Below are 21,669 nucleotides of genomic sequence, written 5' to 3'. Positions count from 1 at the left end.
TAGCCGAGATCTGGCCTTTGGACAGTACGTATTAGCAGGTCAGGGCGGGGCGGAGGGAGCGCTCTGCGGTATTCCCAGAGCGGATTCTGGCGCGCAAGGCGCACGATCAAATCCCGTGTCTCCTACGGTATCGGCAGCCGGCTATGTCTGTTGTGGGGGTAGGCACCTCACGGAGCTAGTGCCGCACCGGCACCGTTCGCCCCGCTGGCCCACGGGGACCCTCCTTCCATGCCGCACGACGTGGTCGCCGAGGCGTTGAGGCGGGCGCTCAGGGAGCAGGTGCATGTTCTCTCGCCAGACGGAGCATGTTGGTCTTCGAGTCGTCGTGTTGCGGTGGTGCGCAGGGGCGGCAGAGGGAGCCGACGTCGGCCTGGTAATGGCTGTCGCGAACTTCGCACGCGATCAGCACGCAGGCACGGCATCTCCTGTCGGCGTTGATGCGAAGACCGGTCCGCCGGATCCGCAGACGCCTGTCCGGCAGGCGGCGGTGTTGTAGTGCCTCACCACCCAGCACCGCGGCCCAGGCGAGCGGTTTTCCCATCGGCCCCAGATGCCGAGGTCGGTCACTTCGAAGCTCGACGGCGTCTCGTTGCGGTCGTTCAGCATCGGATAGCTCAGGGACAGGAAGCAGGGACGCGCATCCTGCCGGTGTCGAAGCATGAGCGCGGTCGCCCGCCCCCGCTGGCGCTGGCGATGCCAGTTGCCCCAGCACCGGCAGCCCTGGCTGGCTCCTGGCGGCGCCGGTCGGCGCGGATGGGATCGCGCGGCTGGTGGCCTGACTCGGGGACGGCCGGGGAAGCGCTCACCATGTCCGCGTGGTTACCGATATGGTGACCGTCAAGTGGCAGCCAGGGGGGATGAGTTCGGGTGGCTCAGGACGACGGCGTGGCGAACGGCGTCGACACGGCATGGCACTTGTACGCCTCGCTGTCCGACTGGACCGGGAAGATCGACTCCAAGGCCTCGTTCGCGCTGACCCTGGAATCGGCCGCGCTGGCCGGTGTGGCGGCACTGGCGGGCAGTGGCCACCGCTTCGGCCGACTGTCCGGCTTCTGGGCCGAGGGCGGTTTCTGGCTCGGCGTGTTCCTGCTCGGGCTCGCCGCCGCACTCGCCGTGGCAGTGGTCATCCCGCGGTCCGAGGGCGAACCGGCGCCGTCCAGCGATGACTTCGTCTTCTACGGCCACCTGCGGTACTGGTCGCCGGAGAAGCTCGCCACGCGCCTGGCCGACGCTGATCTGCTACCCGTCCTCTCCCGTGAACTCGTCATCATGAGCCGGATCGCCTGGACCAAACACCGCCGGGTGCAGCAGTCCCTGCTCCTGGCCGTGGCAGGTGCCTTTGTGCTGGCCGTCGTCGGGGTGACCGGCTGACGCCGTCGCAGTTGGTGGGAAGCTGAGCTCAATGGACGATTGGAACCCCGCGGCGCACACCTTCTGGTCGTTGCTCGACGAGCCGAGCCGTTCGGCGCTGACGGCCGCCGGTCGGCGCTCCTCGTTCTCCGCCCGGACCCATCTGGTCCGGCAGAACGAGGAGTCGGACCACGTCTATGTGGTGCGGACCGGTTGTGTGAAGGTCTACACGGACTCCGAGACCGGCTACCAGGCAGTGCTGGCCATCCGTAGCCCCGGAGACTTACTGGGGGAGCAGGCCGGGTTCGAGGGCCGACCGCGCTCAGCATCGCTCTACGCCCTCACCGACGTGGAAGCGTTGGTCGTGCCCTCGGCGCGGTTCCTGGCGCTGACCGGTTCGCTCCCCGTTGTCGCCAACGCGGTGCGGCTGGTGCTCTCCCGCAGGTTGCGGGACGCCGACCGGCGCCGGGCGGCCGCCGGGGCGGAGCGGGTGGAGGCGCGGTTGGCGGCGCTCCTGCTGGAACTGGGTGAGCTGTACGGGAGCCGCGCGGATGGAGGGTCGGTGCGGATCGACCTGCCGCTGACCCAGGACGACATGGCAGGGCTCGTGCTGACGTCGCGGCGCACGGTCAGCCGCGTTCTGGAGGAGTGGCGCGGTCGGGGCCTGGTGATCACCGGCCGCCAGGCCATCGTGGTGGCCCGAAGCGCGGAGCTGCGCCGGTGCGCCGGTCACAGCTCGTCCCAGGAGTAGGCAGGCAGGCCGTACTGCTGGGCGATGGGCGTCCAGTCGGCGACGAACTTCTTCTTGGCGGCCGTCGCCAACTGCCCCTGCGCCAGGGCGTTTTCGTAGTCGGAAGACGTGCTGCCGGAGGTGCACGTCCCGGTGAGTGAGCTCGCCCACCGCTGGAAGTAGTCGTCGGCGTTGGCGGACGCCTGCCAGGCGTTCGTCAAATCCGATACCACTGCGTTTCCGCCGTCCAGCGCGTCTACGTTCAGGTCCGACAGACGTCTTAGGAGGTCGCGGCGCTCGGTGAGCGCGTTGCCGAAGGCCGTGGCGTCCTCGGCGGGCGCGCCACAGTTCATGGCGTCCTGCGCGGCGGAGTCGACCGTGCCCCGGGTGCCCTTCGCCTCGGCCAGCAGGGAGTCGATCGCCTGGGCGGCGGCGGTCGGGCCGCTCGTCGGGGAGGCCGTGGAGCCGGGATCGGTGCCGTAGCCGTGCTCGCCGCCCTTGTGCGCCAGGTACGCGAAGAAGAACAGCATGGCGATGATGGTGAGCACCGCCGCGACCCGCCTGCCTGACGAGGGTTTGCCCGGCGGTGTCGGCCGTATGGGCGGCATCTGCGGTTGGGGGTGGGGGTGGGGGCGGGGCGGAACGTACGGGCCGGGATTGGGTGGTGGAGGGGTGGGGTTCGGCTTCGGGCTTGTTGGCTTCGGGCGCGGCGTTGTGGCGGCGTCCTCGGCGGCCTTGTCCAGGGCGGACACCCAGGCCTTCATGGTGGGACGCTGTTCGGGGCCGTGGTGCAGGGCCTGCTTGGCGAAGTGGCCCAGCTCCGTGGAGAAGCCGGTGAGTGCGGTGATGTCCTCGGTGTGCTGGTCGCCCGCGAACAGCCGGACTGCCATCAGCGCGAACTTGTAGCGGTCGCTGGCGACGGTGGCCTTCGGCTCGCTGTCCGGGGCACCCCAGTGCGGGGTCTCCACCTGGGGCAGGACGTCACGGCCCCGCAGCCGCATCGCGTCACAGTCGAGGAAGTAGCAGGAGGGCTTCCCGGCAAGGCTGAACATCACGTTGGCCGGGGACAGGTCACCGACCACCACCCTGCGCCGATGCAGCCGGTCCAACACATGGGCCAAGTCCCTGAGCAACTCGGTACGTTGCAGGTCGGACAGTGAGATCCCGACCCGTTGCAGGTAGTTCGCCGGGTTGAGCAGGAACTCGAAACCCGCCGGTACCCGGTTGCCCTGGTCGAAGGCGAGCCGGATGTAGTACTCGTCGGGGATCCGCCGCATGAGGAACCCCACCGGTCGACCGGCGCGTGCGACCACGGCCGCGGGCCATGAGCTGCGCTCGCACCACCACTCACCGATGTCGGTCGGCAGCTTCGGCACGAAGGCCACCATCTCCTCCAGGACGTCGGTGTCCACGTCCCGCGGCGACACGTACTCCTTGAAGACCACTGGCCAACGGCCGTTGATCAGACGGTCCTTGACCTCCCAGACCCTGCCCTGACCGCCCTTTCCGATCGGCGCGTCCCCGAGGACGAGCCGATCGTGGTCGATGTACTCCGGCATCGACGCCCCCTCACTCGCCGCCGTCGCCGGGCAGCAGGTGCCGTGGCCAGACGGCCAGCAGGGTGCGGTCGTCGTCGAAGGTCTCCCGGGAGAAGTCGAGCAGGTGGGCGATGCCGCGGATGGGCGGCGGGGTCCGCAGGTGGTGGGCGAAGAGCTGGGCCACCTCACCCGCGCCGTCACCCAGCGGATCACCGAACCCGTCGCTGCCCACCAACAGCACGCTGTCGGGCCGCAGGGAGACCCGGGTCGGCCGGAGTGCCGTCGGCACCCGGGGCAACGGCGTCACGGCGGAGGAGAGCACCTCTTCGCCGGTGGAGTCCTTGGTCTTCAGCAGCCGCTCGAAGCGCCCGCTGCCCCTGTGTAGCACCCAGGCGCCGGAGTCGCCGACCTGCACCAGTGACACCTCGGGGACACCGTGCCGTCCGACGCCGACCGTGCCCGCCACCAGCGTGGTGGCGTACCGGCGTTCGGCCTCCTGGCTGTCCTCCGCGGTGACCGCCCGACCGCCGCCTGCGACCCGGGCTGCCAACTGCCAGGCCGCCGACCGGACGGTGCGGACCAGGTCCACCTCCGGCCCGTCGTCGAGCTGGGCCGTGATGTCGTCGATGGCCGCCCGGCAGACGAGCGTCGCACCGATGTAGGCCTGGGACGCCGACGACACCCCGTCGGCGACGGCGAACACCACGGTACCGGTGGGCTGGTGGTACGCGGCGGCGACGTCGTCCTCGCGGGGCCGACCGTCGTGGCGGTGGGCGTAGCCGCGTACCGACGCGAGGCGGACCGTCAACTGGTCGGTGGACCAGCCGTCGCAGAGGGTGTCGGGCCGGTAGGAGATGGTGCTGGGCGGCCGTGGCTCGAACCGCAGACACGGCGTGCCCACGACGAACGGCTCCCAGCCCGCGCCGGTCGCCGGAGCGTGCGGCGACTCCGCCACCGGCAGCGGCTCCACGGAGGGGTCCATGCTGCCCACGAGGTAGCTGTCCAGCCAGCCGTCCGCGGGCGAGGTGTGAGGGGTCGGCTCCATGTCAGATCTCGTCGACGACCATGCGGAAACCGGCGGGCGGCTCCACGATCAGTTCGGCCTGGCCGTTGGCCATGGCGGTGCCGGAGCTGATGACGCTCTGGGTGAGCGCGGTGCAGAACGAGGAGATGGCGTCGCCCACCCGGTCGCCGTCCGAGACGTATGCGAAGTTCGGGTTGGTGGCGATCATCTGGATGGTCTGCGCGTCGGCGTCGCCGATTCCGCACGAGATGATGTTGGGTGCCGCCTTGGTGACGGACCGGTCGGTCAGCCGCCGGTGGGCGCCCACCCAGTCCTCGCCCTCGTTGGGCATGCCGTCGGTCATGAAGAACACCGCGGGCCGGTGCACCTTGTAGCCGTCCGCCTTCAACTGGTCCACGTCCCGCAGGATGCGGCTCAGCAGCTCTTCGAAGGCTGCCTGGTAGCTCGTCGTACCGCGGGCGACGAGCTGCGGGATCTCGCTCTGCTGGCGCAGATCGACCAGGGGCATGCGCTGCACCACGTCGTCGGCGAAGCCGAGCACCGAGAAGCGCACCTTGGCCGCCGCCATCGGCGCGGCCAGCAGCTTGAGGTGCAGATGCGCCAGACCGGCGTTGAGGGCGGCCATGTTGGCGTTCATGGAAGCCGACTCGTCCGCCATCACGTAGATCGGAAGAAGGGTTCCGCTGTTTCCGGACACTGAACTCATGGGTCCTTCGCTTCAACGGCCGCACGGCCCAGTCGGCGGCCAGGTGGACAGGAGCGGTCAGTGGTGCGCCGCGGCGGCGGACAGCAGCCCGGCCGGGCATTCCACGACGAGGTCGGGCCGACCGGAGCGCAACCCACGGCCGAGACGCAGCACGGTGTTGCGCAGTAGGAGGGCGAAGCCCGCGACCTGGTCGGCGACCGGGACGCCCGGCATCCCCTCGAAGGCGAGCTCGGGCCGGTCGGCGATGCGCCGCGCCGCACCGGGCGCCGTGCCGCCCAGGCAGCAGGCGATCACGGTGGGCGCGTAGCGGTGACCGGCCAGCCGGTCCCGGGCACCGCCCCAGGCCGCCGCCTCGTCGCTCGGGCCGGTGGTGCTCAGGAACAGCGCGATCGGACGCTGGACCCGGTGGCCGGACGCCTTGAGCGCGTCCACGTCGGACGACAGCAGGTCCGCGAGCCCGTCGAAGGCGGCGCCGTATCGGGCGGGACCCGACGCGGCCGGGATGGCCGGGGAGGGGCTCTGGGCGGCAGCTGACAGCGGCCGCAGCACCTGAGACCGTTCGTTGAAGGCGAGCACGGACAGCCGGATGCCTTCGGCGACGGCCAGATCCGCGTTGAGCGCCGAAAGAAGGCCGCGCAGTGTGGCGTTGAGGCCGTCCACGAACGGCTGGGCGGCGGCCGAGGTGTCGATCAGCAGGTAGACCGGCAACTGCCGGGTGGCAGCGTCCGGGGCGCCGCCCGACGGGTTCTCGTGCTGTCCGGCCCGGCCGCCCCAGAGCACCGGCGCCGGGGACTGGGGCGCGGGCTGGGCCGGGGCCGCCTGGTCGGTGGACATGGCGAGTTGTCTCGGGCCGAGCGCGTCGAGCCCAGCGGGTATCGCGCGGCCCAGCCCCGGCAGGTCGGCCGAACGGATCAGGTCCTTCTCCACCAGGAAGCGGAACATCTGGTCCCACCGCTGCGCCTGGAGATCGCTCTGCGACGTGCGGTCCGCCTCCGTCCGTACCATCAACTCGGCTACCGTGGCTGTGTCCTCGGGGTGCATGATCAGATGCTGTTTGAGCACGCCCTCCAGGTCGACGCTCATGTTGCCCAACGCGGCCCTGCGTTGGGCCTCGCGGCCCAGTGCGCCTTCTTGCTGGACATCCAGCACGGCCTGCTCCGAGCGGGCCGCCGCGACCTGCGCCTCGTGGTTTCCGCGGGCGATGGTGGCTTGTCTACGGGCCGCGAGCAGGGCGGCGATGTGGTCGCGGGCGGCCTGGTCGGGCTCGATCACCACAGTGCAGTGGTAGATGGTGATGCCCTCAGGCAGCGAAGCGCCGCGCGCCAGCAGCCGGTTGAGGTGCTCCTCGGCCAGCGCCGCCTCCTCGATGCCGAACTTGCGGGCCTCCGCGCGGAGTTGCGGGACCAGGAGGCCGTAGACGACGGGCAGGGCGTCGGTCACGTTGCGCCGTACGATCTCCAGCGGGTCGTGGACGCGGAACCCGACGTCGAGCGTGGCGTCGAACCGATGCGAACCGTCGCTACAGGTAAGCGGGGAGCTGACCAGCCGCCCGGTGCGGCGGTGGTCGCCCACGCTGACCTCGTAGCGCGTCAGATACCTGCCGAGGATCTTGTCCCGCCAGGTGAGGTTGACGGAACCGGCGAGGTCCAGTTCGCCGTTGGCGGTCGCGTACACCACGGCGCAGTTGCGGTTGCGGGCCCGTACCGGTCCCCACTGGGTGCGTGGCACCGGCTCCACGCCGAGGATCAGCGGAAGCGTGGACGTCATGTTCAGGCTCCTTCTCGAAGCAGCATGTGGTGGACGGCCCCGGCGGTCGCCGTCAGCGGGGCGAGGTTGTCGCGGTCGACCCACTCCTGGGCACAGCGCCGGACGATGCGCCCGCATCGCACGTCGCCGTGGACCACTCCGGCCAGCAGGTCCAGCAGGACCGGCCGCAGCCCGGCGTCGCGTTCCGCGATCCCGGCCCAACCCCGCAGCACCTGCTGGGCCTCGCGGTTGAGGGAGTCGTCACCCAGCGCCTCCCGCCACAGGAGCACCAGTGGCTGCTGCACCGGTTCGGTGACCGTGGCCAGGTGGAGCAGGACCGGCCACCCCTCCGGGCCCTCCGTGGCGGTCTCCACGACCAGGGAGGTGGCGACGATCAGGAAGGCGAGCAGACAGGTCGGACGGGCGCGGCTGTCGTAGATCCCGTCCCACAGCGCGCTCAGCACTGTCGGCGCCAGCCGGTCGTCGCCCGCCACCAGATCGGCGAAGGCGTCGCCCACCGCCACCGAGACCTTGACATGGTCCACGGTCGCCAGCCGCATGAGGGCTCGGACGCTCTCGTGCGGGTCCATGCCGCCCGGGCACAGGCCGTGGATCCGGGCGGCCGTCGCCTGTCCCAGTGGGCGGGAGCGGTCGGCGTACCAGGCGGCCGTTATGGCGCCGATCTGCGGGTGCAGCCGCTCGGTGCCTCCAGCGGCGAGCAGAGCGTAGGCGACGGCGTCACGCAGCCGCGCGTCCTTCGCCAGCGACCAGCGCCGCAGTACGCGGTCCTGGAGGTATCCCCAGGACTTCGGCAGCAGCCCGCCGAGTGCCATGGCGGCGTAGATCCGCACCTGGCCGACCGGGCTTTTGACCAGGTCGCCGAACCAGTCGAGCAGTACGTGCTGGATCGCGTACTCGTGCCAGGCGTGCCGCAGCACGGATCTGGGGTACTCGGGGTCGAGGTACTCCAGGGTGTCGGCGTCCTCGTCGTGCGCGCCAGCAGTGGTGCGGTGGGCCCGCAGCCTGGTGAGGAGCTTGCGGCGGGGCCAGGCGAACGGGTCGTGGTGCGCCGCGTCCGGCTGACCTGACCCGGCGTCGGCGTCCAGTCGGGCGTGGAGCGCGCGGGCCGCCTCGGCGATGTACTCCTGCGGCAGGCCGTTGAGGACGGCGAGCGCGATCGCGAAGCAGCGCAGGGCGGGGTCGGCGAGGCCCTCGGCCCAGATCTCGAAGTCCTCCGCCTCCAGACGGTCGAGCCGGGCCCTGATCCGGTTCACCGACAACTCGCCGGACTGGTACTCGTCGCAGAGCGCGGAGGCCAGATCAGCGGCGGCCTTGCAGGAGGCGGTCGCCAGACAGGAGTCGATGAGGGCTTTGACGTCGGGGTGTTCGAGCAACTCCACACTCGCCGGACCGCCCAGCTTCCAGCCGAGGTAGCGGGAGACGACACCCCAGGTGGACTCCAGGGCGGGCAGGTCCACCACATGCGACAACAGCTCGCTGTCGGCGAGTTCGGTGGCCTCGACGGTGACCACCATGGTCGCCTTGGCGCCCAGCAGCGCGGTCTCCAGGCTCTGGAACAGTTCGCCGCGCAGGTTGGTGATGTCTTCCGGCTTGTCCAGCAGGAACCCGGTGCCAGGCTCGATATCCGCCTCACCGAAGCCGTTCTCCAGCCGCTCGATGAGCGAGCCGAAGTCAACGGAGCGTTCCAGGTGGTAGATGGGACCGTCGCCCATGCCGATCAGCAGCCGGACCGCGGCCGCGGTCTTGCCGTGGCCCGCGGCGCCGCGCAGCAGGATGACGCGGCGCTGCCGCAGGCTCTCCCGGGTCTCGTCCCACTGCGGCGGTGGTTCGAACGCGAAGCGCACCCGCTCGACGAGGAGCGGCGATACCGGGCGCAGGCGTTCGCGGCGCCCGCCGAGGAGGAAGACGTACTTGTCGCCGCCGACGAAGTCGGCGCCGATGTTGGCGGACGCGTGCCGTAGATGGCCGTGGCGCTGGGTGCCCTGGCCGAGCTGGCCGGTCGCCTCGGACGCGTCGTCCCCCGAGCCGACCCGCTCGTCGTCCTCGCCGCCTTCGGGTTCCGGTGCGTCGGCGGACCCGGCGTCGCCCGCATCGTCGTTGACCGCGCCGGGAGCGTCGGCGGAAGGCGGCGGTGCGTCGGGTGCCGGGGCGGCGCCTTCGCCCGGCGCCGGGGGTTGCGGGGTCGTCACGGCCTCACCGCAGTCCCGGGTAGGCGCCGTTGACGTGCACCGTCTTGTTCCCGGCGACCAGGTCGCCCTGCACGGTGTTGCCAGAGATGGTGATCGTCTTGGCGGAGGCCGCCGTCCCGGCGGAGGCGGGGGCCTGCGTGGCGGGCGTCTGCGGGCCAGCGGCGGCAGACGGGTGCGTCGGGGCCACCGGCGTCGGCTGGGCGGCGTCCAGCGGCGGCAGCCCGGGCGGGGCGCTGTAGCCGGGGACGGTCACCCAGGCCTCGATCGGCTGACCGTGCTTGGCCTCGAACCGCGTCGGCAGGTACGCGGCGGGGTCGAGCGGACGGTATCCGTGCCGGATGACGTCCCGGTGGACGTCGGAGGACACGGCGAAGACCAGGTGGGCGAGGTGGGCTGCGGTCAGGACGTCCCGCAGCGGTTCGGCGTTCACCAGCCGGAACGCCGTGTTGATGGCATCGCCCGACCAACCGTGCTCGTCCCTGGACGCCAGCCCCTGGTGCAGCGCCACCCGGAGCCGGGTCGCGGCGGCCGTGCTGGTGAGCACCGCCCGCTCCCGAAGGCCGTCGTGCAGTTCGCGGATGAAGTCACCGGCGAGCGTCACCGGCGAGACGGTGGACGGGACCAGGATCAGGATGCCGTCCCCCCGGTCCTCCATGACAACGCCCTTGCCGGTGAGGCCCGTTGCCGACAGAGCGTCCTCGACAACCTCGTACATCGCACGGCGTACGGCCCGCTGCACGGGATTCTCGCGCGGGCTGAAGTTCTCCACGTCCAGCACCATGATCCAGTAGTGCAAGGCTTTAGCTCGCATCTGTCCTCCCGTTGACATGCGCCACGTTGGGCGTGCCTCGTTACTACGGCACGTCTAAAACGTCGTCCACGCCATTTGGCGCAAAGAGCGACCCCATATGCCATGTCTCGGATCACCGCCCCAGCGGACTGAGTTGGTGACCAGCCGGATCCCTCGGCGATGGCATCGGCACTGTGGCAGACAGGGCTGGGAACGGGGATGGTTTCGCGCCAACCCGTCAGTGCGTGGCGGTGCGCCGCAGGGCCGACCGCCCGGGGCCCGCTGATACCACGGGCGCGGTGAGCGTCGCTGGCAGCGGCTGGCTGGCACCCAGGTCGGGAGGTGACCAACTCGTCTGCCTTGCGGGCCACTTCGGCGTAGGCATCCAGGACACGGCGAGTGTCTCGCCGGGCAGTGGCCGGAAGTCGTCGGCCCGCCGGGCCCAGTCCGCCTCGGCCATGGCGGTGAAGTCGGGCATTGCCGACGAGCCCTCCACGATGAAGTTCACCCAGTCCGCTCCATCGAGGGGACGTGCTTGATCGCAGCGGCCAGGTACAGCTCGCTGGCGGTGGTCCGCTGCCCGGCCTGCTCGTCGGTGAGGTCGCGGGTGGTGAAGTGCAGGGAGTGCCGGTGGTGGGTCAGCATCTCCAGCAGGGTCGAAAAATACGTCCCGCGCAGGTCAGATGGTCATGCGTACGTGCGGGGGAGGGGCGTGAAAGTTGGTCGTGGCGAAGGAGTTCGGGGGCGGTGCGTGAGCGCTTGGCCGCTGATCTGTTCGGCCGAATATGGCTCTTGAGGGCGTTCAGGGCGTGGAACCAGTCCCAACGCTGCGCTTGGCGAAAACCTCATCCTGCCCTGGTTGTGCATCATGCTGGTACTCGTGGAGGAGGCCGCCCAGACGTTCACGCCTTCTTATGTCAAGGTGGGTAAATCGCCCCGGCAGATGGTCGGTTGGGGTGCCAGCGCCGCAGCAGGTCGCGGTGTCAACGCAGCACCGTGCCTGGCGAGACATCAGCGGTAGTTGACGAAGACGCACCCGGGGGGAGGGGATATAGGAGGGCGTCCAGCAGTGCACGTTCTGGCCAGGTCAGCTTCGGTTTGTCGATCTGCCCCTGAAGTGCGGCGAGTTGGTGGCGCGGTGCCAGGCTCCCGGCTGCTTGTCGCGGTCGCTTATCGGGAGAAGGCGCAGGCCGCCGACCCCGAGCACGGTGAAGGCTTTGGTGTTGCGGCTGGCGCGCGGTAAGTCTGCGGCGCCGTGCCAGCACGGTTGCAGGCATCACCGGCAACGCGCGCCGACCGACGCCGCGGGATCAGCGCAGACAACGCCGCGAACGGCAGTCGGTCCGGCGGCGCATAACGTACCTTGAGCTGCCTGCGCGGCACCGCGTTCTCATGCTGCGGCACCAGCAACCCAGCGTCTTCCGCCGCGCGTTGGCGTAGCAGCACCGCCGGGACTGACAGCAGCTTCCGCGCCACCTGATCCACCAGTGAGAAGACCCTCCGGACAGGGTTCCAGAAGCGCTCGCAGGTTCAGCCGGCGTTCTCGCTGCGGGCGTCGTACTCCTCGCGGGCGGCGAGGACCTCTGTCACGTGGCGCACCGACCACTCCGTAAGCGCTCTCAGGGGCTCCCGCAGTGTCTGGCCAAGTGGAGTCAGCTCGTACTCCACGCGGACCGGCACCTCCGGGTAGACGGTTCGCCGGACCAGTCCGTCGCGTTCGAGGGTGCGCAGTGTCTGGGTGAGCATCTTCTCGCTCACTCCCGCCAGCCTCTGCCGCAGCTGGGTGAACCGGCACGCCCCGTGCTTGCCGAGCTCACCCAACACCAGAACCGCCCACTTGCTGCCGATCTGGTCCAGCAGGTCGCGCGACGGGCAGCCACGCTCGTACGGATCCCACGACGCTATGGGCTCGCTCACACCCTTGGTGGTCGCCATCCCGCTCACCTCATTACTTTCCTTCAGGTGGCTACCTTACACCAAGGTGGCTACTTACCAATAGAGAGCTACGAGGTCATCCTGGCTCAGTAACGCCGCGGGAGGTTCGCGGCGCGAAGAAAGGAGCGATCTCATGTCAATCGTTGTCACCGGAGCCTCCGGCCAGTTGGGAAGGCTCGCCGTCGAGGCACTGCTGGATCGCGGAGTGCCGGCCTCGGACATCGTCGCGACCGGCCGGGACATCGACAGGATCAAGGAGTTCGCCGACCGCGGTGTCGTGGTGCGCCGGGCCGACTTCGCGGACCCGGACAGTCTTACGGCGGCCTTCGAGGGAGCGGACAAGCTGCTGCTGGTATCGACCACGACTGTGGACGAGCGGGTCGCCAACCACCGCCGTGCCATCGATGCCGCGGTGGCGGCAGGTGCGTCGCTGGTGGCGTACACGAGTATGTCGCACGCGGACACGGCCACGACGATCCTCGCCTCCACTCATCGCGCCACCGAGGAATACCTGCGGGAGCGTGGAGTCCCCAGTGTGCTGCTGCGCAACAGCTGGTACCTGGAGAACTACATGGACCAGCTGCAGCTGGTGCTGCGAAACGAAGCCGTGGTCGGGGCCGCCGGCCGGGGGAGGATCAGCGCCGCTGCCCGTGCCGACTACGCCGAGGCCGCCGCGGTCGTGCTGACCACCGAAGGGCATGTCGGCGCGGTGTACGAGCTGGGCGGCGACGAGGCGTTCACGCTGACCGAGCTCGCCACGGCGATCTCGGCCGCCGCCGGTAAGCAGATCAGCTACACCGATCTCCCTGCCGACGAGTTCGCCCGAGCGCTGACCGACGCCGGCCTGCCTGCCGACTTGGCTCACGTCCTCGCCGACGCCGACCTCGGCATGAGCCGCGACGAGTTGTTCACCGGCTCCGGCGACCTGAGCCGCCTCATCGGACGGCCCACCACCTCCCTGGCCGACGCGGTCGCCGCCGCGCTGCGCTGACACTGCTTCCCAGGCAGCCGACCCGACGACTGCATAACCGACGGCATTCACCCCGGCCGCGGCTCCGCCACCGGCGCGGGTGAAGCGGGTGATCCCGGCTTGGTCCCGCCCCCCCGGGAGGACTCGATGGCCTGCCGCCGGTATTCGTTCGTTCCTCGTGTCCCTCCCCTCTATCCGGAAAGGTCCTTCACGATGTCCACCCGTACTACCGCGCGCGCCACATGGAGGCGCGCGCTCCTCACCGTCACCGCGATGTCCACCGCCCTGGCCGCCCTCGCGCTTCCAGCCACCGCCGCACCCATCCATGACCGTGAGGGCGGCGATTACACGATCACGATCAACGGCAGCAACGCCTTTCCCGAAAGCGTCGCGGCGGACCACCGCTACGTCTACACCGGCAGCATCGCCGACGGCACCGTCTACCGCGGCCGCCCCGGAGCGAAGACGCTCGACCCCTTCCTGCCAGCCGGCCAGGACGGCCGCACCCAGGCCACCGGGATCAAGGTCACCGGCAATCGCCTGCTGGTCGCCGGCGCCTTCACCGGACGCTTCTTCGTCTACACCCACACCGGAAAGCTCGTTTCCTCCTACACCGTCCCCGACACGGGCGGACCGACTCTCGTCAACGACGAGACCGTCACCCCCAACGGGGACGTCTACATCACCGACTCCTTCCGCGCCGTGGTCTACCGGATCCCTGCCGCCGAGGTGAACGCCCCCGCCACCGGCGCCCACCGGCCCCTTGAGGTGGCCTACCACCTGCCGGACTACGTGGCCGGCCAGTCCAACGGCAACGGCATTGTCACCACCCCCGACGGCAAGTCCCTGATCATCGGCTACTGGTACAGCGGCGCCCTCTACCGGCTCACCCTCGCCACCGGCGACGTTCGCAAGATCGACGCACCGGCCCTGCCCAGCGCCGACGGCATCGCGCGGCGAGGAAACACCCTGTACGTCGCCCGTTCCGTGAACAACGAGATCACCACTGTGCGGCTCTCCGGCGACGACACCCGGGCCACCGTCGTCTCCGAACGCACCTACCCGGGGGCCGACACCACCACTGGCGTCGCCGTGAACGGCGACCGGCTACTGGTGACCAACTCCCAGATGGACACCTACCTGTACGGCACTCCGCTGACCAGCCCGGTCTTCACCCTCGAAAGCCTGCCACTGCGCTGACACCTTCGACCTGCCCTCGCGCGGAAGCTCCAAAAAGTACGATCTCGAAAGGGATACCGGCCATGCCGGTCTATCAAATGCGTACGTACCATCTAGCGTCGGAATCGGCCGCAGCTGATTGTCTCGTGCGATGGGCGGCCCATGTTTCGACTCTGGGTCAGTTTGATGTGGTGACCCATGGATTCTTTGCGGTTCCAGCGAACCCGAAGACCGTTGTAGCTCTTGTCGCTTCGAGGACGGAGCTGATCCGGATGCAGTGGTCCGCGACTACATGAAAGTCCGCCGCGCGTGGGCCCAGCACGAATTCTCTGTCGGGGCCGACGAGTTCAAGCTGCCAGCCTCGCCCGGCGCGGATCAGCAGCGGAACCACCGAGGTACCCCGTCAGACTTGTGAGCTGCGCGGTGAGGGCGGCGCTTTGAGTCCGTGCATCCTCGGGCAGGAGCGGGCCATGAGGCAGGGCGTGCCGGACGGTCGTGCGCGACGTACACCTTGACTTCAAGTGCGCTTCCTTGTGGGAGGGTTGGGCGTGGTGCCGTGCGCGGGAGTTGATAACCGTGTCGTACTTCTTGGCCCCGTCCGCCCTTCCGCCGGATCAGCTTCGTTCAGTGGACGGAAGGACGACGTATGAACCAGCCGGCGGACGGTGCTGACGTACTGTAGGTCGCTGCCTACAGAACCTCGTTCTCGATGGCCGCTCCCGCGATACTGAAGGGGCACGCCCCTTGGCCGGCAGTCTTCAGGTCCTGGGCTTGAGAGTGCTTCCGGGGCGGAGCATGCCGGCATCGTCGAGATCGTTCAGTACTGCGGGCAGTCCGATGCGCAGCATCTTCCGCCGGACGTGGCCGAGGATTTGGGCCATGAGGAGTCCGCCGGTACCCGTGAAGCCCGTGTGGTCGTAGGTGAAGCGTGTTCCTGCGGCATGCGGCTCTATCCGGTAGGTGACTTCGGTCGTCTCGCCGCCGCCATGGTCGGTCCACGAGTAGCGCAGCAGTCGGGGCTCGTCCGCCTCCAGCACGACGCAGTCGACGATGCCGCTCCAGCCGGGCTTCGGCCTGGCGATGAACTGGAACTCCGTGCCGACGGTGGGGGTGAAGCCTTCCGGTCGTGCGCCGGCGCCGGTAGCGGTCCACAGTGGGATGAGTGCAGGGTCGGTGACGGCGCGCCAGACCTTGGCAGGGGAATGCGGGTAGTCGCGGACGATGTGGATGGTGCGCATGGAGGCCTCCCAGAGCTGACGGGGTGTGGTGTCGGAACAGGCCAACGCTTACAGTCGCTGAAAATTTACGGTAGCAGTAATTATTCTGTCACTGGACTACGCTGCCATCATGAGCACAGTGAACTGGACTGCATGGCGCCGACAGGCGGGGGAGCCCAGGGCCGAGGGACTGCGGGAGCGGAAGAAGCGCCTGATGCGGCAACGCCTGTCCGACACCGCGACCGAGATGTTCCTGGAACGCGGCTTCGACGCCGTCCGTGTGTCGGAGATTGCTCAGGCGTGTGGTGTCTCGGAAAAGACGGTCTTCAACTACTTCCCCACCAAGGAATCGCTCATCCTGGACCTCGGGGAGTCCACAATGGCCGCCCTGCGCTCCGCCCTGGCCCAGCCGGACCGCGCTCCGGTCGAGGCCGTGCTGCGGATCCTCTCCGACGAGTTGAGCGCCATGACGTCCTGGGTCGCCGCGCAGGAGGACTCTGTCCAGGCTGCTGCCATGATCCAGCGCTTTGGCGCACTGACGAGATCGACGCCTTCCCTGCGGGCCTATCACCGCGACATGACCGACCGGCTCATCGCCGCGGCCTCCGAGGTGCTGGCCCAGCGCACCGGGATGGGCCCGGATGACCCGGAGCCGCAGATTGCGGCCACCGCCCTGCTCGGACTGTGGCCCATCCAGTTCCAGAGCCTGAGGAAGTACCTGGATGGCAAGCGCACGCCCGTGCAGGTCCATACGGCGGTGACCGCCGACGTCCGCCGCGCAGCCGAGCTCATCTCCACCGGCCTGGCCTCATTCGCAGGCCTCAAGCCCACTTCTCGCCCTTGAGCGAGGGCAACGGGGGACTCAACTCGTTGACGTCCTCAGCTACCCAAGCTGCGCTCAGGCGGGTTCTTCCCCAGCCTGCTGGAGCGTCGCCGCCGCATCGACCGGGCTCCCTTCGCCGTCATCATGGAGGCGTACGTGCACGGCGTGTCACCCGGGCGGTCGATGACCTGGTCAAGGCCCCCGTCTGGCACGACAGTTCGCTGCTCGAGATCGGCTGGCCCGCTTCCCCCGAGCGCCAACCCCATTGGTCTCGCATGGCCGTTGCTTTCGACACAGGTCCTCCTCAGGGAAGGGACAGACGTGAGGAAGTGGAAAAACGGACGCCCCGATCACTGGGACGCAAGAACCGGATCAAGTCGGCGCGACGTCGTTGTCTTTCGTGAGGGCAGGGAAGTTGAGGCCGGTAGGAACCGGGGATAGGTGGCGGTCACCGTGTGGTTGTTCCTGGTAGTGGGGTTGCTGTCGATCGGGTACTCCTTCTTTCTGAACGCACGTCACCGCCGACTGCGGCGCGAGGGGGTGCCGGTCCAGGGCGTCGTGGTTCGCCATGTCAGACACTCCGGCGGGGAAGGGGGCAGCACGTACCACGCCGTGGTGAACTTCACCGATGCGGACGGCAATCCGCGCGAGTACCAAATCCCGGTCTCTGGAGTAAAGGGGCTGCCGGTCGGCGGCCAGGTTCCCCTGCTCTACCTGCCCGGTGCGCCGAATAAGGTCCGCGTTGCCCTCGCCTCCAAGCGCAGGCAGGAGATCGCCATCCCTGCGGTCGTAGGCTCCCTGTTTATCGCGACCGCGGTCTTCTTCATGTCCGGCGTCGCCCAGCGACACGGCTGACCCTGCGTGAATGTTCTGTACGTGCATCTCTCCACGGGATCGGATCGTGTACCCGCGTGATGGTGCAGGCGATCAGCTGGTGGTCACGTTGGGGAGTGCGGCGGCGCTTTCTGGATGCCTCGGGGTAGAGCTGGTCCGTGCTGCCCTCGGGCCACAGTCCCTCTCGTGTCACACTCTGTGGATCGCTCTGCCAGCCTCGATCAGGAGACCGTAGCTCTGACGACGCCTGCCCCCGGCAGATGCTCGAAGTCGTCGATGCTGCCTCGCGAGCGGTCAGCGACGGAGCTGCTGGCGTTGTTGTCACACAGGGGACCGACACGCTGGAGGAGACCGCATTCCTCGTCGACCTTGTGTGGCGGTACGAGGCGCCGTTCGTGCTCACGGGCGCGATGCGCAATCCGACTCTCGCCGGCGCGGACGGTCCGGCGAACGTGCTTGCGGCAGCACGTGTCGCCGCGGCACCCCTCAGCCCGTGAGCTCGGGGCGCTGGCCGTTTTCAACGACGAGGTACATGCCGCACGTTGGGTACACAAGGCCCACAGCACGAGTACTGCATCGTTCACCTCCCCCTAACGTTGGCCCGATCGGTCACGTCATCGAAGGTCAGGTACGGGTTGGCGGAGACACATGACGGTCTCGTCGTCGCCGGTTTCGGTGTCGGTCACGTGCCGTCCGCGCTCGCGCCGAGGCTTGGCGCCTTGGCCGAACGCATGCCGGTCGTGTTGACGTCGCGGACGGGCAGCGGCTCGGTGTTGCGGCATACCTACGGCGCGGTCGGCTCGGAGACGGATTTGCAGCGGCGCGGACTGATCAACGGCGGCCTGCTCGATCCCTACAAGGCCAGGGTGCTGCTTCGTCTGCTGGCCGCGACCGGGGCCAGGCGCGAAGACGTTGCTGCGACGTTCGATCAGCACGGGTGAGAACGTTCTTGCTGCCGACCTGGCTCCGAAGCACCCTGTCCAAAACAGACAGGGCATCTGCGTTGGGCATGCGAGGTTCCCTGCCTCCGCTCTTTCTGTGACGTGCTCCTCAAGACGATCCCGGAGTGGGTAGGTTCGGTGGGCATGACGCATGTTGCGGTGGTGGGCGTCGGGGCGGTGGGCGGCGTGGTGGCCGCGGGCCTTGTATCGACTGGGCGCACGGAGGTGACCGCGTGTGTGCGGTCTCCGCTTGGTGGGTTGCGGATCGACTGGCCTGAGGGGATGACCCAGGAGGCGTCGGTCTTCGAGGAGTTCGATCCTGCCCAGGTGTCGGCGGTGGAGTGGGTGGTGCTGGCGACCAAGGCTCACCAGACGGCCGCGGTCGCGCCGTGGCTGGACCGGCTGTGTGGTGCGGGGACTCGTGTCGTGGTGTTGCAGAACGGCGTGGAACACCTTGAGCGCGTCGCGCCGTTGGTGGGCGCCGCTCGCGTGCTGCCGGCTGTGGTGGAGATCGGGGCCGAGTCGCTGCGGCGTGGGCACGTCCGGTTGTTCGACCGGCCGCGGATCACGGTTCCCGAGGACGACGACGGCGCGGAATTCGCGGCCCTGTGCCGGGGGAGCGGCATCACCGTCGCGCTCACCGGCGATTTCGTGACCGCGGCCTGGATGAAGCTGTGTCTGAACGTGGCCAACGGTGCCGTAACGGCATTGACGATGCGTCGGATGCCGGTCTTCGCCCAGCCGGGCATCGCCGAGTTGGGCCGCGCGTTGGTGGAAGAGGCGCGGCAGGTGGCAGCCGCGTCGGGGGCGTGCCTTCCCGAGGATCTGCCCGACCAGATCGTGGCTCAGCTGCGCGCGATGCCCGCCGAGTCTGGCAGCAGCATGCTGTGGGACCGTCTGGCCGGCCGTGCGTTGGAATACGACGCCCGCAACGGGGCGGTGGTGCGTGCAGGGGCCCGCCTCGGCATCCCCACTCCGTACAACGAGACCGTTACCGCGCTGCTGGCAGCCGTCAGCGAACCGGACGATGTGACGTAGCGTCCTGTGCCCGTTCCGCACCCGCAGGGGACGCGGGAGAGGGGAACCGGCCACATAGGAGGGCGGCCGCGCCCTGCTCGGCGAGATCCTCGGCATGCGCGGGCAGGGGCGTGCCCCCGCGCAGGTGGCGGCGGACCAGCGCCAGGGGAAGGTCGACCAGGGCGAGGGTGACCCGGTCGGCGGCCTCGGGTCCGCGCAGATCCAAGGCGGCGGCCAGGGCTGCGAGAGCGGCGTGGACGCGCTGGTTGCCGGCCTCGGCGCGACGGCGGTGCGGTTCGGGCCAGTGGGCGCGGTCGAAGGCGTCTGCGCCGTGGAGCAGCACGGCGACCTGCTCGGGGTGGGCGCGACTCCAGGCCACCACCTGACGAGCCGTCCCCCGCGCAGCCTGCGCGGGGTCATCGCCGACCGTCTCGCAAGCGGCGAGGTAGCTCGCCTGGAAGGTCTCCACCGTACGCAGCCATGTCTGTGCGAGCAGCTCGGTGCGTCCGGCGAACCGGTGGTACGCCGAGCCGCTTGGAGCGCCCACTTCCGCGGCGACCGCGGACATGGTCACCGCCGTCGGACCGGCTGCTGCGGCCTTGCGCACGGCGGCGTCGAGGAACTGGTCGGTGGTGAACCGGGCTGGCCTGGCCATGCAGTAGAGGATAATCTCTAAAATATTGGAGGATGTTCTCTGAAAGCCTTCAGGGGAGGACGCGATGGGCGTGTACAACGTGCACGAACGCCTGCTGGCGGCGACGCGGAGTGAAGTGGGGGCACTGATCGACACCCTCGCCGGCGACGGCGACGCGTTGTGGCCACATCACAGTTGGCCTGCGATGCGCTTGGACGGCCCCTTGGCCGTCGGAGCGGTCGGCGGGCACGGCCCCATCCGCTACACCGTGACCGCCTACGTCCCCGCCACCTGGGTGCGCTTCACCTTCAACGCACCGCGCGGTTTCGACGGCTTCCACGAATACACCGCCCTGGCCGTCGACGAGCACCACACCCTGCTGCGGCACACCCTGGCCATGCACGCCCGAGGCCCAGCCCGGCTCACTTGGCCCCTGCTGTGGAGGCCCCTGCACGACGCATGCCTGGAAGACAGCATGGACCGCGCCGAAGGAACCTGGACGACACCGGGCCGCCCGACACGTTGGAGCCGATACGTCAGCCTCCTGCGTAGCCTGGTCCGCACCCCCACCCGCGGAGCGCGGCCATGACCGCCGACACACCGCTCTACGACGACCCCGCCTTCTTCACCGCTTACCAGCGGATGCGTGCCGCGGGCAGCGGGCTCAACGAGGAACTGGAACAGCCCGCGCTCCGGCGGCTCCTGCCCGCGGTCGCCGACCTGGACGTGCTGGACCTGGGCTGCGGCGACGGCACCCAGGCACGGTGGTTGGCGACGGCCGCGGCCCGCTCGGTACTGGGCGTGGACCCCTCCGCACGGATGCTGGAACTGGCCAGGCGCCACAAGAACCCGCTCGTACGCTATGTGTGCGCCACCGCAGAGGAGTTGAGCCTGCCGGACGCGTCGCTCGACCTGGTCGTCAGTAGCCTGGCCCTGCACTACGTCCCCGACCTGCCCGCCCTCATGACGCGGATTGCGGGCTGGCTACGGCCCGCCGGCCACCTCGTCTACTCCGTGGAACACCCCGTATGCACGGCACAACACCCGATGACCGGCTGGCCGAACGAACACGACCGCACCGCGTGGCCCATCACGGCTTACGGCTACGAATCGTCCCGTTCTCAACGCTGGTTCAACACCACGGTCACCAAGTACCACTACAAACTGTCCACCCACATCAGCGCGCTGACCGCAGCCGGGCTCACCCTCGTCGCCCTGGACGAACCCCAGCCCACCCCCGCCGCCGTCACCCGCCAGCCAGACCTGACCCAACACCTCATCAGGCCCCCACTACTGGTCGTAGCCGCGCGCAAGCCAACGACCTGAGCTCCGAAAGATCATTAGAGCGAGGCCTGCTGCGTAAGTAAGTGCGAGGGGCTGTTCGTCATCGCGATGATCAGTGTCGCCGACAGCGTCCTGCGGAACCCCGTCACCAGCGCCGGTTCCGCAAGACATCTGGTGCGCTGCCTGCCCACGCCCGGTTCACGGCCGCGAACGCGTCCTCTCAGTGCGGAAATCAGCGCCCGTCTCACGCAGGGGTGGCCCTGAAAGCCGAGGACGCCGACCCCACTTCAGTTCTGCTGTTCTGCCGCACAGCGTTGCCTGCTTCGTGCACACGGACGTCGGTGAGAGGCCCGAACTTGATGAGTTCCGGGAACTCGCTCATGTAGGCCGCGATCACGTCGCGCTCGTCCAGGGGGCGGACAGCACCCTCGGCCGCCCAGGGGAATTCGTCTACGGCGTCGGGAGCGTACATGCTCATCCACCCGTCGATGTCGCCGGCGGCAAGGGAGTCGATCGCGTCGGCGAGCGGGCCCAGAAGCTCACCGCCCTGGGCGAGGCCGTGGGGAGGCGCCGCTCGGACCCGGGACGGCCGTCGCGCGAGCGGATCGTCGCGTTCCTCGACGCGCTGCTCCCCTTCAAGCTGGACAATCGCCAACTCATCCGCGCGAGCAACAACCGCTGCTGCCGGTGGCGCGACCACCGGCAGGTGATCAACGGGACCATTCACCGGCCCAGCACGCG

Annotated in this window: 21 protein-coding genes and 2 pseudogenes; 12 read left to right on the top strand and 11 right to left on the bottom strand. The window is 69.2% G+C overall.

The window, feature by feature from the left end; genetic code table 11:
• The first annotated feature begins 867 nt into the window (after positions 1 to 867).
• Together O5O46_RS26715 and O5O46_RS26710 are read left to right on the top strand one after the other, a co-directional pair.
• Complete coding sequence (locus tag O5O46_RS26715; RefSeq protein ID WP_269858139.1) at positions 868 to 1,371, top strand: Pycsar system effector family protein; 504 nt, start codon at positions 868 to 870, stop codon at positions 1,369 to 1,371.
• Positions 1,372 to 1,402: 31 nt separating this feature from the next.
• A complete protein-coding gene (locus O5O46_RS26710; protein WP_269858138.1) occupies positions 1,403 to 2,101 on the top strand; it encodes a Crp/Fnr family transcriptional regulator in 699 nt (232 codons plus the stop codon).
• Here the strand turns inward: O5O46_RS26710 and O5O46_RS26705 are convergent.
• The 8 genes and pseudogenes from O5O46_RS26705 to O5O46_RS26670 form a co-directional block, all read right to left on the bottom strand.
• Complete coding sequence (locus O5O46_RS26705; RefSeq protein WP_269858137.1) at positions 2,080 to 3,639, bottom strand: hypothetical protein; 1,560 nt, start codon at positions 3,637 to 3,639, stop codon at positions 2,080 to 2,082. The genes O5O46_RS26710 and O5O46_RS26705 overlap by 22 nt on opposite strands.
• A gap of 10 nt (positions 3,640 to 3,649) precedes the next feature.
• Entirely contained in the window at positions 3,650 to 4,663 is a 1,014-nt protein-coding gene (locus O5O46_RS26700) for a protein phosphatase 2C domain-containing protein (RefSeq protein ID WP_269858136.1), read from the bottom strand.
• 1 nt (position 4,664) lies between these two features.
• A complete protein-coding gene (locus O5O46_RS26695) occupies positions 4,665 to 5,348 on the bottom strand; it encodes a vWA domain-containing protein (RefSeq protein ID WP_269858135.1) in 684 nt (227 codons plus the stop codon).
• A gap of 57 nt (positions 5,349 to 5,405) precedes the next feature.
• Positions 5,406 to 7,115: a vWA domain-containing protein gene (locus O5O46_RS26690; protein ID WP_269858134.1), complete on the bottom strand. Its 1,710-nt coding sequence runs from the start codon at positions 7,113 to 7,115 to the stop codon at positions 5,406 to 5,408.
• A gap of 2 nt (positions 7,116 to 7,117) precedes the next feature.
• Complete coding sequence (locus tag O5O46_RS26685) at positions 7,118 to 9,304, bottom strand: hypothetical protein (RefSeq protein ID WP_269858133.1); 2,187 nt, start codon at positions 9,302 to 9,304, stop codon at positions 7,118 to 7,120.
• Positions 9,305 to 9,308: 4 nt separating this feature from the next.
• Positions 9,309 to 10,115: a hypothetical protein gene (locus O5O46_RS26680; RefSeq protein WP_269858132.1), complete on the bottom strand. Its 807-nt coding sequence runs from the start codon at positions 10,113 to 10,115 to the stop codon at positions 9,309 to 9,311.
• A 220-nt stretch (positions 10,116 to 10,335) separates the two neighbouring features.
• A pseudogene (locus O5O46_RS26675) lies at positions 10,336 to 10,739 on the bottom strand (mycothiol transferase); the annotation flags it as partial.
• An 885-nt stretch (positions 10,740 to 11,624) separates the two neighbouring features.
• A complete protein-coding gene (locus O5O46_RS26670) occupies positions 11,625 to 12,029 on the bottom strand; it encodes a winged helix-turn-helix transcriptional regulator (RefSeq protein ID WP_269858131.1) in 405 nt (134 codons plus the stop codon).
• Between the two features lie 133 nt (positions 12,030 to 12,162).
• Here O5O46_RS26670 and O5O46_RS26665 point away from each other — a divergent pair, with 133 nt between their 5' ends.
• Positions 12,163 to 13,020, top strand: a complete 858-nt coding sequence (locus O5O46_RS26665) for an SDR family oxidoreductase (RefSeq protein WP_269858130.1) — start codon at positions 12,163 to 12,165, stop codon at positions 13,018 to 13,020.
• Between the two features lie 192 nt (positions 13,021 to 13,212).
• Complete coding sequence (locus O5O46_RS26660) at positions 13,213 to 14,199, top strand: SMP-30/gluconolactonase/LRE family protein (RefSeq protein ID WP_269858129.1); 987 nt, start codon at positions 13,213 to 13,215, stop codon at positions 14,197 to 14,199.
• 737 nt (positions 14,200 to 14,936) lie between these two features.
• On the opposite strand, the gene O5O46_RS26655 is transcribed toward O5O46_RS26660, so the two are convergent.
• A complete protein-coding gene (locus O5O46_RS26655) occupies positions 14,937 to 15,416 on the bottom strand; it encodes an SRPBCC family protein (RefSeq protein WP_269858128.1) in 480 nt (159 codons plus the stop codon).
• Between the two features lie 193 nt (positions 15,417 to 15,609).
• Here O5O46_RS26655 and O5O46_RS26650 point away from each other — a divergent pair, with 193 nt between their 5' ends.
• The 6 genes and pseudogenes from O5O46_RS26650 to O5O46_RS26630 all read left to right on the top strand — a co-directional run bounded on the left by O5O46_RS26650 (position 15,610) and on the right by O5O46_RS26630 (position 19,031).
• Entirely contained in the window at positions 15,610 to 16,239 is a 630-nt protein-coding gene (locus O5O46_RS26650) for a TetR family transcriptional regulator (protein WP_269858127.1), read from the top strand.
• Positions 16,240 to 16,275: 36 nt separating this feature from the next.
• Positions 16,276 to 16,418, top strand: a pseudogene (locus O5O46_RS26645) (transposase); the annotation flags it as partial.
• Between the two features lie 241 nt (positions 16,419 to 16,659).
• A complete protein-coding gene (locus O5O46_RS26640; RefSeq protein ID WP_269858126.1) occupies positions 16,660 to 17,073 on the top strand; it encodes a DUF3592 domain-containing protein in 414 nt (137 codons plus the stop codon).
• Between the two features lie 239 nt (positions 17,074 to 17,312).
• The gene (locus tag O5O46_RS35395) at positions 17,313 to 17,549 is read left to right on the top strand and encodes an asparaginase domain-containing protein (protein WP_443072631.1); all 237 of its coding nucleotides are present in this window, start codon (positions 17,313 to 17,315) and stop codon (positions 17,547 to 17,549) included.
• Positions 17,550 to 17,687: 138 nt separating this feature from the next.
• A complete protein-coding gene (locus O5O46_RS35390) occupies positions 17,688 to 17,993 on the top strand; it encodes a hypothetical protein (RefSeq protein WP_443072630.1) in 306 nt (101 codons plus the stop codon).
• Between the two features lie 102 nt (positions 17,994 to 18,095).
• A complete protein-coding gene (locus O5O46_RS26630) occupies positions 18,096 to 19,031 on the top strand; it encodes a 2-dehydropantoate 2-reductase (protein WP_269858125.1) in 936 nt (311 codons plus the stop codon).
• Here the strand turns inward: O5O46_RS26630 and O5O46_RS26625 are convergent.
• The gene (locus O5O46_RS26625; RefSeq protein WP_269858124.1) at positions 19,006 to 19,665 is read right to left on the bottom strand and encodes a TetR/AcrR family transcriptional regulator; all 660 of its coding nucleotides are present in this window, start codon (positions 19,663 to 19,665) and stop codon (positions 19,006 to 19,008) included. The two genes, O5O46_RS26630 and O5O46_RS26625, sit on opposite strands and share 26 nt — an antisense overlap.
• Before the next feature lie 64 nt (positions 19,666 to 19,729).
• Between O5O46_RS26625 and O5O46_RS26620 the strand changes: the two genes are divergently transcribed.
• Positions 19,730 to 20,233 (top strand): SRPBCC family protein, encoded by a 504-nt coding sequence (locus tag O5O46_RS26620; protein ID WP_269858123.1) that lies wholly within the window; start codon positions 19,730 to 19,732, stop codon positions 20,231 to 20,233.
• A complete protein-coding gene (locus O5O46_RS26615; RefSeq protein WP_269858122.1) occupies positions 20,230 to 20,970 on the top strand; it encodes a class I SAM-dependent methyltransferase in 741 nt (246 codons plus the stop codon). The genes O5O46_RS26620 and O5O46_RS26615 overlap by 4 nt, the downstream gene beginning before the upstream one ends.
• A gap of 202 nt (positions 20,971 to 21,172) precedes the next feature.
• Here O5O46_RS26615 and O5O46_RS26610 read toward each other — a convergent pair whose 3' ends face one another.
• The gene (locus O5O46_RS26610) at positions 21,173 to 21,655 is read right to left on the bottom strand and encodes a nuclear transport factor 2 family protein (RefSeq protein WP_269858121.1); all 483 of its coding nucleotides are present in this window, start codon (positions 21,653 to 21,655) and stop codon (positions 21,173 to 21,175) included.
• Positions 21,656 to 21,669 lie beyond the last annotated feature (14 nt).

The sequence above is a fragment of the Streptomyces sp. RPT161 genome, from assembly GCF_027533845.1.
GTDB lineage: Bacteria > Actinomycetota > Actinomycetes > Streptomycetales > Streptomycetaceae > Streptantibioticus_A > Streptantibioticus_A silvisoli_A.
This window is presented reverse-complemented; position numbering and strand designations above follow the sequence as displayed.

Coding starts and splice junctions, on each gene's coding strand:
- O5O46_RS26710 (WP_269858138.1), top strand. CDS start 1,403: ATGGACGATTGGAACCCCGCGGCGCACACCTTCTGGTCGTTGCTCGAC.
- O5O46_RS26705 (WP_269858137.1), bottom strand. CDS start 3,639: ATGCCGGAGTACATCGACCACGATCGGCTCGTCCTCGGGGACGCGCCG.
- O5O46_RS26700 (WP_269858136.1), bottom strand. CDS start 4,663: ATGGAGCCGACCCCTCACACCTCGCCCGCGGACGGCTGGCTGGACAGC.
- O5O46_RS26695 (WP_269858135.1), bottom strand. CDS start 5,348: ATGAGTTCAGTGTCCGGAAACAGCGGAACCCTTCTTCCGATCTACGTG.
- O5O46_RS26690 (WP_269858134.1), bottom strand. CDS start 7,115: ATGACGTCCACGCTTCCGCTGATCCTCGGCGTGGAGCCGGTGCCACGC.
- O5O46_RS26680 (WP_269858132.1), bottom strand. CDS start 10,115: ATGCGAGCTAAAGCCTTGCACTACTGGATCATGGTGCTGGACGTGGAG.
- O5O46_RS26670 (WP_269858131.1), bottom strand. CDS start 12,029: ATGGCGACCACCAAGGGTGTGAGCGAGCCCATAGCGTCGTGGGATCCG.
- O5O46_RS26665 (WP_269858130.1), top strand. CDS start 12,163: ATGTCAATCGTTGTCACCGGAGCCTCCGGCCAGTTGGGAAGGCTCGCC.
- O5O46_RS26660 (WP_269858129.1), top strand. CDS start 13,213: ATGTCCACCCGTACTACCGCGCGCGCCACATGGAGGCGCGCGCTCCTC.
- O5O46_RS26655 (WP_269858128.1), bottom strand. CDS start 15,416: ATGCGCACCATCCACATCGTCCGCGACTACCCGCATTCCCCTGCCAAG.
- O5O46_RS26650 (WP_269858127.1), top strand. CDS start 15,610: ATGCGGCAACGCCTGTCCGACACCGCGACCGAGATGTTCCTGGAACGC.
- O5O46_RS35395 (WP_443072631.1), top strand. CDS start 17,313: ATGCTCGAAGTCGTCGATGCTGCCTCGCGAGCGGTCAGCGACGGAGCT.
- O5O46_RS26625 (WP_269858124.1), bottom strand. CDS start 19,665: ATGGCCAGGCCAGCCCGGTTCACCACCGACCAGTTCCTCGACGCCGCC.
- O5O46_RS26620 (WP_269858123.1), top strand. CDS start 19,730: ATGGGCGTGTACAACGTGCACGAACGCCTGCTGGCGGCGACGCGGAGT.
- O5O46_RS26615 (WP_269858122.1), top strand. CDS start 20,230: ATGACCGCCGACACACCGCTCTACGACGACCCCGCCTTCTTCACCGCT.